Consider the following 12,531-nt stretch of genomic DNA (forward strand, 5'->3'; position numbering starts at 1 on the left):
TCCTTAAGAGGGTTGAACATGCCGGTCGGTCCGTTGTGCGGTCTGACCGGCTTCGATGCCTCTGCGGAGGGGTTTGCGTGCATCGATGGGATGAACTGTAAAGTTTCTGATCCTGAAGAAAAACAGCATTCAAACCACTATTGCATTGCTGAAATAGAAACAATGAGGGCAAATTTACCCGGGAAAACCCTGTAAATTGGGTTTCCATGGACCGTCTGACCTCAATGCGTGTTTTTCAGAAAGTGACCGACGAAGGGGGCTTCGCGGCCGCGGCGCGCGCCATGGACCTGTCGCCCGCCGTGGTCACCCGGCTGGTGGCCGACCTCGAAGACCACCTGGGCACCCGCCTGCTGCACCGCACGACCCGCCGCGTCTCGCTCACCGACGCGGGCGAGAACTACCTCGACCGGGTGCGCCTGATCCTGCAGGACCTGGAAGAAGCGAATGCCCTGGTGAGCTCGCAGACCAGCGAGCTCGCGGGCGTGCTGCGCCTGCTGGCGCCGCCCGTGCTCGCCACCCACGTGCTCGCGCCCCTGGTCAGCGGTTTCCGGCAGGCCTATCCCAAGATCCTGCTCGACATCGATGTGGACTCGCCCCGCGAGCCGCCCATCCAGGACTACGACATCACGCTCATGGGCGCGCAGACCTCGTTCGATGCCAACGTGATCGCGCGCAAGGTGCTCTCCAGCATCACCGTGTTGCTGGCTTCGCCCAAGTACCTCCGGCGCCGGGGAACGCCCCAGCGCCCCGAAGACCTGGCGCAGCACGACTGCCTGCGCTTCAAGCCCGTGACGAACCGCGGTCGCCACTGGCGCCTGCTGCACGAAACGGACGACTCGCGGTTCGTCGACGTCGAGGTGCAGCCCGTGCTGTGGGTCAACCACCCCGACACCCTGATGCACGCCGCGCTCGACGGTGCTGGCATCGGTGCCAGCGCCATCGGTCTGGCTGCGCCCTACCTGGAAAGCGGTGAGCTGGTGCGCGTGCTCAACCCCTGGATCACCGACCGCCTCACCATGTACGCGGCCCTGCCCAGCCGCAAGTTCATGCCGCGCCGCACCGAGGTGTTTCTGGACTACCTGATCGAGCAGACCCGCGCGCGCGTGGGCAGCGCGCTGAGCACCTGCAGCTAGAGCGACAGCCGCTTGAAGAGGCGCTCAGGAATCGACTTGATGATGGCCATCACGCCCCACCAGTACCAGGGCGCGTAAACGACATCGCGTCGCTTGGCGATGCCGCGAAGAATCTGCTGGGCGATGACATCGGGCGAACTCCACAGCGGCCCCTTCTTGTCAAATGCGGCCGTCATCGGGGTGTCCACAAACCCCGGCTTGATCGTCAAGACCTGGACGCCCGCCTTGTGCAATCGGTTGCGCATGCCTTGCAGGAAGGTCGCCACGGCACTTTTCGCGGTGCCGTACACGTAGTTGGACTGCCGGCCGCGATCGCCGGCCACCGAACCGAGGACGACGAGGGAGCCCTGCTTCTGTGCTTCAAACCGGTTGGCCAGATGCGTGAGCAAGGAGATGACGCTGATGGCGTTGGTGTTCAGTTCCTGGAGCGCGGCCTGGAAATCCTGCTCACAGGCTTTTTGATCTCCCAGGGTGCCGTGGGCAATCAGGGCCACGTCGAGCCCCCCGAGTGCGCCTGCGGCAGTGTCGATCACGGCGGCGTGCTGGGCAAAGTCGTTCACGTCCAGCACCGCATACTGGACCGCCCGGGCGCCGCGCACCTTCAGGTCGCCCGCGATCTCGTGCAGACGGTCGATGTCGCGCCCGACGAGGTAGAGCTCATGCCCCTCGCTTGCCCAGCGACGCGCGGCCGCTTTCGCGATGGCTGAAGTCGCACCGATGATCAAAATTCTCGTCATGATTTCTTGGGTAGGGATGAATGGGAAGGGCGTGCCTGTGCGCAGCGCTTATGCCAGGCCCAGTCGGCGGGACTGGGTCGAGCTGAATTTGCCGTGGGCATGCCAGCGCGCACGCACCTCCTCGAACGCCTGCCACCGTGGGTAACCCGCCTTGAACATGGCTTCGCTCATCCGCGCATCCTTGGCGAGATACAGGCGCCCGCCATGCGCTGCAACGATGCCGTCCAACACGTCAAGCAGTTCAAATGTGGCGGCCTCCGCCTTGAAATCCACGGCCAATGAATAACCCTTCAGGGGGAAACTCAAGGGATTGGCATTGGCGTCGCCGAACAATTTCAGGACAGCGAGGAAGGCGCCGAGTCGGGATTGGCCGATGTGTTGGAGTATTTTCCGCAATCCGTCGGCGCCGGATGCCCTGGGCAATACAAACTGGTATTGCAGAAACCCAGGTCGGCCATACAAACTGCTCCACCCGCTAATGGCATCCAGCGGGGAAATGAATGATTCAAATGGCTTTCGCGCGCTTTGCGCATTCGAGCGTGCCCGGCCGTAATAGGCGGCATTGAACATCCTGGCCACCGATCGATTGAGCAGGCCCGAAGGCATTTCGGCGGGTATTCCAAAAGCCTTGGCCTGCCGTGTCACAAGCGGGCCCTCGGTGCATGGCTCCCCCATGACCAGAATGGAGCGGCCCAGGCTGCTGCCGCGCGCCATGCAATCGATCCACGCGACCGAATAGGCGCTGGCAGCATTGGCGTCGAATGCCTCGAGCACGGCGTCGAGGCTGGGTGTCTTGATCCTGGTCTCCAGGATGTCGCTGGCGGTAATGGCCTTGAGCCGCAAGACGGCGGACACGATGACGCCGGTCAGTCCCATCCCGCCACAGGTGGCGCAGAAAAGCTCCGCCTTGTCGGAGGGGGAAGCGTCCACGCACTCCCCATTGCCCAGAAGAATCCGGATCGAAGCCACATGCGCGCTGAAGGCGCCGTCACGGTGGTGGTTCTTGCCGTGAACGTCGCTGGCAATGGCACCGCCCACGGTGACGAAGCGTGTGCCGGGCATGACGGGCAGGAACCAGCCACGGGGCACAAAGGTTCGCAGAATGTCGTCCAGCGACACACCTGCTGCGCAGGAAAGCACACCTGTCTTTGGATCAAAGTCATGAAACTGATCCAGATAGCGGGTGGAAAGAACCTCTGGGCCCAGCGCACTGTCACCGTAGCTTCGACCCTGTCCGCGAGCGATCAGGGGCAAGGCGCCTGGCACCGCACGCATGCACTGCTGTCTCGACAAGGGCTCGGCCACACGGGCTTCCTGCCGCGGATAACGGCCCCAGCCATGCAACTCCATCAGACTGCCCCGGGTGCAGCGGTGATTGGGGGGCAAGATGAACGCATGATGGCGATGCTAACATGAGAGTTTTTGCCGATACAGATCCGTTCTCGCCCGACATCTATCCCCTCATGAAATCCCGAATTCTCTCTTTCGCGGTGCCGCTGGCCGGCGCACTGCTCATGCTGGGGTATTTGATTTACGGGGATTTCGCATTGTCGATGCGCGGGCTCGATTTGTCCTGGCATGCGATGCTGGGCCATGCCCATGAAAACAAACTCCAGCACGGTAATCAGATCATATTCAACTACGGGCCGTTGTCTTTCGTCGAGTCGGTCATTTACGTTGAGCAATTCCATCAGGAAAGGCTGCTCTTCAAAGGCGCCTTCCTGCTGGTGCTGGGCATTGGCTGCTTCTCGGTATTGAAAATCCGGCGTGCATGGGCCTGGCTGGTCTGGGGTGGCTTGACGCTGCTCCTGAGCATCTGGCGGGATGTGTACCTGCTCCTGCCGGCCTTGCTGCTGTGTCACCACGAATGCCGCCGACAGCAGGGCGATGCGGCGCAACTCGCGCTGTCGGTGCTGCTCGCCTTCGCCGCTGCGTTTGCATGCCTGGTCAAGGCGAATGCCTTGTTCTTCACCGTGCCCGCCATCGTCCTGGCGAGCATCTACCGCTTCACCGTGCGGGACTACCGGCCCATTGTCCCCGTGTGCTTTGTGGTGTCCTTCGTCCTGCTGTTCGGGTTGTCGGGCCAGGATGTCTCAGGCGTGTTCGGCTTTCTGCGTGGTTATGTCGATGTCTCGCTGGCCTACAACGCGGACATGGGGCTGCCCGCGCCGTTCGCGCTGCACAGCGCCTACATCGTGGGCGCGGCCATCGTGGTCGCCACGACGCTGCGCATCACCAGTCCTGCCAGCGCCGTGCTGGGCCTGCTCACGCTGGGGTGTCTGCTGGTCGCCTACAAGATGGGTTTTGTTCGGCATGGGGCGTATTCCGGTGCTGCGTTTCTCGCGCTGACCGTGGTGTGCGTCGTGCAACTCTGGAGCCCCAGCGCCGCCGTCCCGAGCCGCAACCACCGGCTTGTGATCGCTGCTGTGGCGATGGCAGCGGCTTCGTTTGCCACCTACATCTCGGCATCCTTGCACCCGCAGGGAGGGTTTATCCGCGGATCTGTCCACGCGGTGGAGCAACGCATCCGCTATGCGCTGGACCCTGGGTACCGGGCCGCTTCGGATGCCGACTTGCGCAGTCGCTACGCGACGGCGCTCGCGGAGGAGCGCTCCACCATTCCATTCGTGGGCATCGAAGGCCCCGTCGACGTCTTCCCCTTCGAGTTCAGTTGGGCTTACGCGTCTGGCTTGCCGATCGCCTCACGGCCCGCCTTTCAGTCCTACTTTGCCACCAGCCGCCACATGTCGGCGCGCAACGCGGATTTCCTCGCCAGCCCGCTGGCGCCGCGGTCGGTGATTTTCAGCGTCATCCCCATCGATGGCCGCTACGCCGCCCAGGAAGACCCGCTCACCCTGGGCGCCTACCGACGGCAGTACCAGGTCGACAGGCAGACGCCGCACGCCCTGCTGTTGACGCGCCGTGCTGCGCCGCTGGCCCAGTCCGAGCAGTGCCGCACGTCTGAAACGGAGTTCGATCTGCCCGTGTCGATTCCCTCGGTGGGCCCGGATCAGGCGGTGTGGGCCGAGATGGCCATCGCACCCACCTGGTCCGGACGGATCCTGAGCGTGTTGGCCGGTCCCCCCGCGCTTCGCATGACGGTCGCCACCCCGATGGGGAGCACCGATTACCGGTTTCTGCGCGAGGCGGGCCAGACCGGCTTCCTGTTGTCGCCAGCGCTGGTCTCCACCGAAGCGGCGGCGCACTTCTTCAAGGCCGAGAGCCGCCTGGAAGACAAGGTCCTGGGGCTTTCGATCCACCAGCCCAGCGGAGCGATCCCCTGGTACGACGCGAGGATCGCCGTCAAGCTGTGCGTGCTGTCCTGGGATTCGGCACACCAAGCCGGTCCATGACGGCGGGTCCCGACATCAGGCCGACGCGGGTTGGGCCGCCTCGGTCAAACGTTCCAGTGCGCGCCGCACGCGCCGTGCGGCAGCGTCGCCCGAGGTGAAGTCCACGAAGCGGAAGCCGTCGTCGGCGTCCACCACCGCGCGCTGGATGGCCTCGATGATGGGGCGGTCCTCGCCGGCGAAGGCTTTCACAAAAGTGGCTCGCACGGTGTCGTCGAGCGCCGCGTCGTCCTGCGAGAAGTTGCGCGCCACGGCATAGAAGTAGTGGGTGGAGCGCTCCGTCTCGGGCGTGAGGATGTGTGCGCTGGGGAAATGCAGGCCTTCGCTCAGTTCGCCGCCGGGGGGCATGATGCCGAGGTCCAGCATCAGGTGGGACGGCGGCCGCCAGGTCATGTTGGCCTGCTGGTCGATGCGCTCGGTGCGTGTCCACACGGGTTTGAACACCGCCGAGGGCGCCAGGTCGAACACCTTGCGCAGCACCGTCACGCGGTCTTCCTCGGCGTCGAGCGAGGTTTTGACCGAGCCCGCCGAACCCGAGGTGCCCACCGTGTTGGCGTGCAGGTATTCGGCGTGGCTGAGGTCGAGCAGGTTGTCGATCACCAGCCGGTAGTCGGCGGCCACACCGAGGTAGCCCCGGATGGCGCGGTAGTTCGGCGTGCCGGCGGCGAACAGGCTGTAGTCGGGGATGCTCGAGAGGTCGGCGCGCTCGGCCTCGCCCATCCAGACCCAGACCGCGTCGTGGCGCTGCGCCACAGGGTAGCGGCGCACCTGGAGCCGGCCGGGATCGGCGCGCACATGCGGGTTGCGCACGCAGACGCCGCGCCCGTCGAACTCCAGCCCGTGGTACGCGCAGCGAAGGTGCCCACCCACGACCTGGCCCATGCTCAGTGGCACACCCCGGTGGGGGCAGCGGTCTTCCAGTGCGTGCACCACCCCCTCGGCGTCCTTGAACACCACGAGGGGGCGCGACAACACGGTGCGGGCAACGGGCGCGGTGCCCGACAGTTCTTCCGCCCAGGCAATGACATACCAGGCGTCATGGACGAAGGGAGTTTTCACGTGACTCTTTCATGGACGTGGCGCGCCGGAGCACACCGTGAGGGGATCGTCCGATGATAGATAAATCTCGATTATTGAGATTTAGTGATTTCCCTGAGTGTCGCGCAAGCGGGCCTGGATGTCGGTGGTGGCGGCGTTCAGCCACTTGAGCAGCCGGGCCTCCGGCTCTTCTGCGATGCGCGAGGCCGAGCCCACGATGGCGAGCGCGCCCACGCAGTCTTCGTCGGCGTTGAAGACGGGGACGGCCATGGCACCGACGCCGGGCTGCAGCTCGCCCAGCGAGCGGTAAAAGCCACGGCGCCGGATGTCTGTGAGGTAGGCGCGGAATTCCGGCCAGTTGCGGCCCATGCCGTTGGCCGCGATGTCCTCCGACAGCTGCTCGTGGATTTTCACGAGCGGGCCGCGCTCCATCCAGGCCAGCAGCACCTTGGGCGCACCCGATCGGAACATGGGACGCGGCCGGCCCCGGCCGTAGGTCAGTTCGAGCTTTTCCGCGCCACTGGCGCGGTAGATATCGATCACGCGGGGGCCGGCATACAACACGCTGAGCACGAGGTCGTAGCCGCTGCGTTTGGCCACCGCCATCATGGCCGGCATGGAGGCCAGCAGCACGGGGTCGGTCTGGCGCAACTGGTAGTCGAGTTCGATGATGCGGCCGCCCAGCGCATAGTGCCCGGCCGAGATTTTGTGCAGCATGCCGGCCTCGACCAGCTCCTTGACGTAGCGGTAGCCGGTGGGGCGCGTGTAGCCCAGGGCCTCGTTGATCTCGTCCGGTTGCCACACCGGGCGTTCCTGTGTGAACAACCCGAGGATGGCAAACACCTTGGAGGAACTGCTCATGCGTGCGTGGCGATGGAAGATGGTCGCCAGATTCTAGGGTCTGCTCAGGTCAGGCCCATGCGCTGCGCCATTTCGGCGCGCCATTGCGCGCGTGATCGGAAGCCCGGCAGCGATCGCGCGTGTTCTTCCAGCCGCTGCATGAGTGCGGACTCATCGCCGGACAGATCGACCGGCACCCGCATGGGTTGCGAGACGTACCAGGGCAAGTCGATGTAGAGCTCCAGCCGATTGCCCTCGGGGTCGCGAACGTAGAGGGAGACCGCGTTGCCGTGGGTGACGGGTGTGATGTCGGCCGCGCCTTCTCGAAGCAACGTCTGGTGCATGGCGCGCAGGGTGGCCAGGCTGTCGGCCTTGAGCGAAATCTGGTTGATCGGGTTGAACGCCATGTCGGCCGGCCGGCCGGTGATCAGCACGATCTGGTGGTGCTCATCCGGGTCGCGGCTGAGGAACACGAGGTTCATGGGTCCGTGGGGGCCGGGCAGCTCGCCCCGGTCGGTGACGGTGAACTCGAGGATGCGTGTGTAGAAGTCTTCGAGCCGGGCGATGTCGGTGACGAACATGCCGAAGTGGCTGAAGCTGAATCCGGGTCGGCTCATGGTTTTCCCTCAAAAAGTGCGTGTTGACAGTCCAAATCTTGCCGTGATTAAATCTCGTTATTCAAGATTTTGCAACAACGTCAAAACGACAGGACAACCCATGCGACTCGTCAGTTTTTCCAGGAATGGCCGCGAAGGCTACGGTGCGGTGACCGACCAGGGTGTGGTCGATCTGAGCGCTGTGATGGGCGCCCGCTTCGCCGATCTCAAGGCGCTGCTGGCGGCGGATGCGTTGGCCGAGGCGGCCACCGTGGCGGCCCAGCGCGCGCCCGATTTCGCCCTCGCCGATGCCGTGCTGCTGCCCGTGATTCCCAACCCCGGCAAGATCTGGTGCTGCGGCCTGAACTACGGCGAGCACGTGCGCGAGACCAACCGCGAGGTGACCGAACAGCCCACGTTCTTCCTGCGCGTGGCCGACTCGCAGGTGGGGCATGACCAGGCCATGGTGCGGCCACCGGAATCGGTGCAGTTCGACTACGAAGCGGAGATCGCCGTGGTCATCGGCCGCCCGGGTCGGCGCATTGCCGAGGCAGACGCCGGCCAGCATGTGGCGGGTTACGCCTGCTACAACGACGGCAGCGTGCGCGACTGGCAACGCCACACTTCGCAATGGGTGCCGGGCAAGAACTTCTGGCGCACCGGCGGCTTCGGCCCCTGGATGGTGACGGCCGACGAGATTCCGTTCGACACCGTGATGACGCTGACCACCCGCCTCAACGGCGTGGAAATGCAGCGCGCCACCACCGACATGCTGATCCACAGCATCGCGCGCCAGATCGCCTACGTCTCCACCATCGCGCCGCTGGAGCCGGGCGACGTCATCGTCACCGGCACGCCGGGTGGTGTGGGGGCTCGCCGCACGCCGCCGGTCTGGATGAAGGCCGGCGACGTGTGCGAGATCGAGGTCGATCGCGTGGGCGTGCTGCGCAACCCTATCGCCGACGAGGCTTGAGGCCCATGGATGCCTCCTTCCACTCGGTGAAGCCCTTCCTGCGCCGCCATGGCCGGTTCTGGCTCGGCCTGTGCCTGGCGTCTGTGGCGCTGGGCAGTGCGGCGCAGGACTTCCCGTCGCGACCGATCCAGATGCTGGTGCCCTTCGCTGCCGGCGGTGGCCTGGACCTGAACGCCCGCAACCTGGCCGAAGCCATGGCCGAGAACCTGGGCCAGTCCATCGCCGTCGTCAATCGGGATGGCGCTGCCGGCACCATCGGCCTTGCTGCGGTGGCCGGCGCCCGGCCGGATGGCTACACGCTGGCGTTCACGCCGGCCGTGCCGCTGTCGAGCGAGCCGCATCGATTGAAGTCGCTCACCTACCAGCTCGGGTCGTTCCGTTACGTCTGCCAGGTCTTCGACAACATCTTCGCCATCGCCGTGCCGGGCGGCTCGCCGTACCGCAGTCTGGCCGACATCCTCGCGGCGGCCCGCAAGGAGCCGGGCAAGCTGAGTTACGGCACGTCCGGAACGGGCTCCATTCCGCACCTGGGCACCTCGGACATCGAGGCCTCCACCAGGATCGCGCTCACGCACGTGCCCTACCGGGGCGATGCACCGATGCTGCAGGACCTGCTCAGTGAGCGCCTGGGTTTCGGCGCGGTGCTGGTCAGTTCGATCACGGGCCATCTGAACAGCGGCGCGCTGCGGCTGATCACGGTCTACGCCGACCGGCGCCACCCCTCGTTTCCGGACGTGCCCACCCTCAAGGAGGCCGGCGTTCCCGTGGTGCAGGCCAGCTTCGGTGGCGTGCTCGCGCCGGCCAACACGCCGGACGCCGTCGTCAGCAAGCTGGAAGGCGCCTGCCGCGCCGCCGTGGCTTCGCCCAAGTACCAGGCCTGGGCGCGCGGCGCCAACCAGGTGGTGGACTTCCGGTCGGGCCAGGACTTCGAGCGCAACCTGCGCGAGGACAGCCGGCTCAAGGCCGCCACGATCCAGCGCCTCGGCCTGAGCAACCCCTGAGCTGTCCCTACAAGACCCAACCACACAGGAGACCACCATGACCCATTCCCTCATGAGCCGGCGCCAGGCCGTGACCGCCATCGCGGCGGCGGCCGTCTGGCCCGCTGCGCGCGCGAACGATCCGGTGAAGCTCAAGTTCACCAGCTTCGAGCCGCCGATGGCGAACATCACCGCGAACGTGCTGACGCCGCTGGCGCGCGATGCCTCGGCCGCGTCCAAGGGCCGCTTGCAGATCGACATGTTCGCGGGCGGCACCCTGGGCCGCAACCCGCTGCAGCAGCTCAAGCTGGTGACCGATGGCGTGGCCGACCTGGGTTGGGTGGTGCTGCCCTACACGCCGGGCCGGTTCGACGACACGGAGATCGTCGGGCTGCCGTTCATGACGCAGAACGCCGTGGAAGCCAGCGTGGCCTTGCACCGGCTTTACGCGTCGGGTGCGCTGGTGGGTTTTGAAGGCTTGAAGATGCTGGCCGTGGGCGCCACGCCACCGGTGGTCATTCATGCCAACAAGCCGGTGCGCTTGCCCGCCGACCTCAAGGGCAAGCGCGTGCGCGCATCGGGCGACCACCTCACGCGGGTGATCGAGACGCTCGGTGGCGCGCCGGTGCAGGTGGGCGGGGGCCAGATCGCCGAAGCGCTGTCGCGCGGCGTGGTCGACATGACGCTCAACAACTGGGGCTTCGTGGGCGACTTCAAGGTCAACGAGGTCAGCTCGCACCACCTGGACCTGCCGCTGGGTGCGGTGGCCGTGGGCATCGTGATGCGCCAGGACCGCTTTGACGGGCTGCCGCCGGAAGCGCGGGCGGCACTGCAGCAGGTCAGCGGCGAGGCACTGGCGCGCAAGCTGGGCGAGGCCTTCGACCGCCAGGAGAAGGAAGTCCGGGAGCGCGTCTCCGCGTCCGGCAAGAACACGGTGGTCAAGGCGAGCGAAGCGGACGTGGCCGAGTGGAGAAAAGCCATCGATCCGGTGAATGAGAGCTGGCGCCAGGCCAAGCCGCGCAACGAGCGCATTCACGCGGCGTTCGCCGAGCAACTCAAGCGCATCCGCGCCGGCGCCTGACATGGCGCGCCAACCTTGGTCCGCGCGTGTGGAACGCGCGGCGGCCGGGCTCGCCCTGGCCGCGGTCATCGGCCTGCTGTTGCTGGCCCTGGCCACGGCGCTGGACGTGCTGCTCCGCTACGTGTTCTCGAGTCCTCTGAGGGGGTTCGTCGACATTGCCTCGCTGGCCGGTGCGGTGCTGCTGGCGGCCTGTTTTCCGTACGTGCTGGTGGTTCGATCCAATATTTCGGTGGACGTGCTGGGGCGCCGCCTGGGCGGCGGATTCAAGACCGCGCTGGACCGCTTCGCCGCGGTGGTCACGGCGGCGTTCTTCGTGCTGATGGCCTGGCAGTACGTGCGCTTTGCACTGGAAATGCAAGAGACGGCGCAGGTCATCCCCGTGCTGCGCTGGAGCGTCTGGCCCTGGTGGGCGGCGGTGGCCCTGTTCATCGTGCTGGCGGCGGCCGCAGCGGTGCTCACGGCCTGGCAGCGCCAGCCCGAGGAGACAGACCATGAGTAACCCGGTCGTCCTGACTTTGCTGGGGCTGCTCGCGACCTTCGTGCTGATTGCCTTGCATGTGCCGGTGGGCGTGGCCATGGGCATTGCCGGCGTGGTGGGCTTCGGTCTGTTCGCCGGTTTCGACCCCGCGCTGGCCATGATTGCCTCGGAAACCTCCAACAACCTGTCCTCGCTGGAGCTGGCAACGATTCCGCTGTTCGTGCTCATGGGTTCCTTTGCCGGCGTCGCCGGCCTGTCGGAGGACCTGTACCGACTGGCCTATGCGCTGGTGGGCCACCGGCGCGGCGGCCTGGCCATGGCCACGATCGGTGGCTGCGCCGGGTTCGGGGCCGTGTGCGGCAGCTCGGTGGCCACCGCGGCGACCTTCGGCAAGGCTTCGTTGCCCTCCATGCTGTCGCGCGGCTACAGCCCGGGATTCGCCGCTGGCACCGTGGCATCGGGTGGCACGCTGGGCATCCTGATTCCACCTTCGTCCATCATGGTGATCTACGCGGTGCTGGCGCAGGAGCTGATCATCACGCTCTACATTGCCGCGCTGGTGCCGGCGCTGATCGCGGTGGTGCTGCACCTGTGTGCCATCACCCTTTACACACGCTGGCACCCGCAGGACGCACCCATCGGCCCACGCGCCACGGCGGCAGAGCGGTGGCAGGCCGCGCGCATGAGCTGGCCGGTGGTGGCCTTGGCGGCGATCGTGATCGGCGGCATGGCCGTGGGCGTGTTCACCGCCACCGAAAGCGCGGCCGTGGGCGCCGCGCTGGCCTTTGCGTTCGCTGTGGGGCGCCGCGCGCTCACCTGGGAATCGCTGAGGCAGGCGCTGCTCAGCACCGCCACCACCAGCGGCATGATTTACGTGCTCATCATCGGTGCCTCGCTGTTCGGCTACTTCGCCGCCGTGACCCAGGCCCCTCAGGCCCTGGTGGAAGGCGTGCAGGCCTCGGGCATCCCGGTCTGGGCGGCGGTGGTGGCGCTGATGGCGATGTTCATCGTGGCCGGCGCGGTGTTCGACGAAGTGGCCGCCATGGTGATCTCCATGCCTTTCGTGCTGCCGCTGATCAAGAGCTGGGGATTCGATCCGGTCTGGTGGGGCGTGATCAACGTCGTGATCATCGAGCTCGGGATGCTGATTCCGCCGCTGGGCATGAACGTCTTCGTGGTCAAGGGCGTGGCGCCCCAGATTCCCATCGGCGCCATTTACCGGGGCGTGATGCCCTACGTGATCTCCAACTTCCTGCGCCTGGCCGTGCTCCTGATGTTCCCGGTGCTGGTGCTGTGGCTGCCGCAAGCCCTGAAAGGTTGAACTT

At 66.0% G+C, this 12,531-nt stretch carries 12 protein-coding genes; 7 read left to right on the forward strand and 5 right to left on the reverse strand.

Annotated elements, in window-relative coordinates:
* The first annotated feature begins 206 nt into the window (after positions 1–206).
* Entirely contained in the window at positions 207–1,133 is a 927-nt protein-coding gene (locus AC07ZS_RS19090; RefSeq protein ID WP_494800103.1) for a LysR family transcriptional regulator, read from the forward strand.
* On the opposite strand, the gene AC07ZS_RS19095 is transcribed toward AC07ZS_RS19090, so the two are convergent.
* Both AC07ZS_RS19095 and AC07ZS_RS19100 read right to left on the reverse strand, forming a co-directional pair.
* Positions 1,130–1,870 (reverse strand): SDR family oxidoreductase, encoded by a 741-nt coding sequence (locus AC07ZS_RS19095; RefSeq protein WP_494800104.1) that lies wholly within the window; start codon positions 1,868–1,870, stop codon positions 1,130–1,132. The two genes, AC07ZS_RS19090 and AC07ZS_RS19095, sit on opposite strands and share 4 nt — an antisense overlap.
* 48 nt (positions 1,871–1,918) lie before the next feature.
* Complete coding sequence (locus tag AC07ZS_RS19100; protein ID WP_494800105.1) at positions 1,919–3,124, reverse strand: FAD-binding oxidoreductase; 1,206 nt, start codon at positions 3,122–3,124, stop codon at positions 1,919–1,921.
* A 158-nt stretch (positions 3,125–3,282) separates the two neighbouring features.
* Here AC07ZS_RS19100 and AC07ZS_RS19105 point away from each other — a divergent pair, with 158 nt between their 5' ends.
* The gene (locus AC07ZS_RS19105) at positions 3,283–5,223 is read left to right on the forward strand and encodes a hypothetical protein (RefSeq protein WP_494800106.1); all 1,941 of its coding nucleotides are present in this window, start codon (positions 3,283–3,285) and stop codon (positions 5,221–5,223) included.
* Between the two features lie 15 nt (positions 5,224–5,238).
* Here the strand turns inward: AC07ZS_RS19105 and AC07ZS_RS19110 are convergent, their stop codons facing one another.
* The 3 genes from AC07ZS_RS19110 to AC07ZS_RS19120 form a co-directional block, all read right to left on the reverse strand.
* On the reverse strand, positions 5,239–6,279 hold the full coding sequence (locus AC07ZS_RS19110) for an aromatic ring-hydroxylating dioxygenase subunit alpha (RefSeq protein WP_494800107.1): 1,041 nt from the start codon (positions 6,277–6,279) through the stop codon (positions 5,239–5,241).
* 81 nt (positions 6,280–6,360) lie between these two features.
* Positions 6,361–7,119, reverse strand: a complete 759-nt coding sequence (locus AC07ZS_RS19115) for an IclR family transcriptional regulator (protein ID WP_494800108.1) — start codon at positions 7,117–7,119, stop codon at positions 6,361–6,363.
* Positions 7,120–7,163: 44 nt separating this feature from the next.
* Complete coding sequence (locus AC07ZS_RS19120; protein ID WP_494800109.1) at positions 7,164–7,715, reverse strand: VOC family protein; 552 nt, start codon at positions 7,713–7,715, stop codon at positions 7,164–7,166.
* 100 nt (positions 7,716–7,815) lie between these two features.
* On the opposite strand from AC07ZS_RS19120, the gene AC07ZS_RS19125 reads away from it, so the two are divergent.
* Genes AC07ZS_RS19125 through AC07ZS_RS19145 form a run of 5 tightly spaced genes read left to right on the forward strand, consistent with a single transcriptional unit; the run spans position 7,816 to position 12,527 of the window.
* Positions 7,816–8,667, forward strand: a complete 852-nt coding sequence (locus tag AC07ZS_RS19125; protein WP_494800110.1) for a fumarylacetoacetate hydrolase family protein — start codon at positions 7,816–7,818, stop codon at positions 8,665–8,667.
* A gap of 5 nt (positions 8,668–8,672) precedes the next feature.
* Entirely contained in the window at positions 8,673–9,668 is a 996-nt protein-coding gene (locus tag AC07ZS_RS19130) for a Bug family tripartite tricarboxylate transporter substrate binding protein (protein WP_494800111.1), read from the forward strand.
* Positions 9,669–9,705: 37 nt separating this feature from the next.
* The gene (locus AC07ZS_RS19135) at positions 9,706–10,728 is read left to right on the forward strand and encodes a TRAP transporter substrate-binding protein (RefSeq protein WP_494800112.1); all 1,023 of its coding nucleotides are present in this window, start codon (positions 9,706–9,708) and stop codon (positions 10,726–10,728) included.
* Between the two features lies 1 nt (position 10,729).
* On the forward strand, positions 10,730–11,227 hold the full coding sequence (locus AC07ZS_RS19140) for a TRAP transporter small permease (protein WP_494800113.1): 498 nt from the start codon (positions 10,730–10,732) through the stop codon (positions 11,225–11,227).
* Positions 11,220–12,527, forward strand: coding sequence for a TRAP transporter large permease (locus AC07ZS_RS19145; RefSeq protein ID WP_494800114.1), 1,308 nt, complete (start codon positions 11,220–11,222; stop codon positions 12,525–12,527). Before AC07ZS_RS19140 ends, AC07ZS_RS19145 begins: the two co-directional genes overlap by 8 nt.
* Positions 12,528–12,531: the final 4 nt, after the last annotated feature.

The organism is Hydrogenophaga sp. GW456-12-10-14-TSB4, from assembly GCF_059424305.1.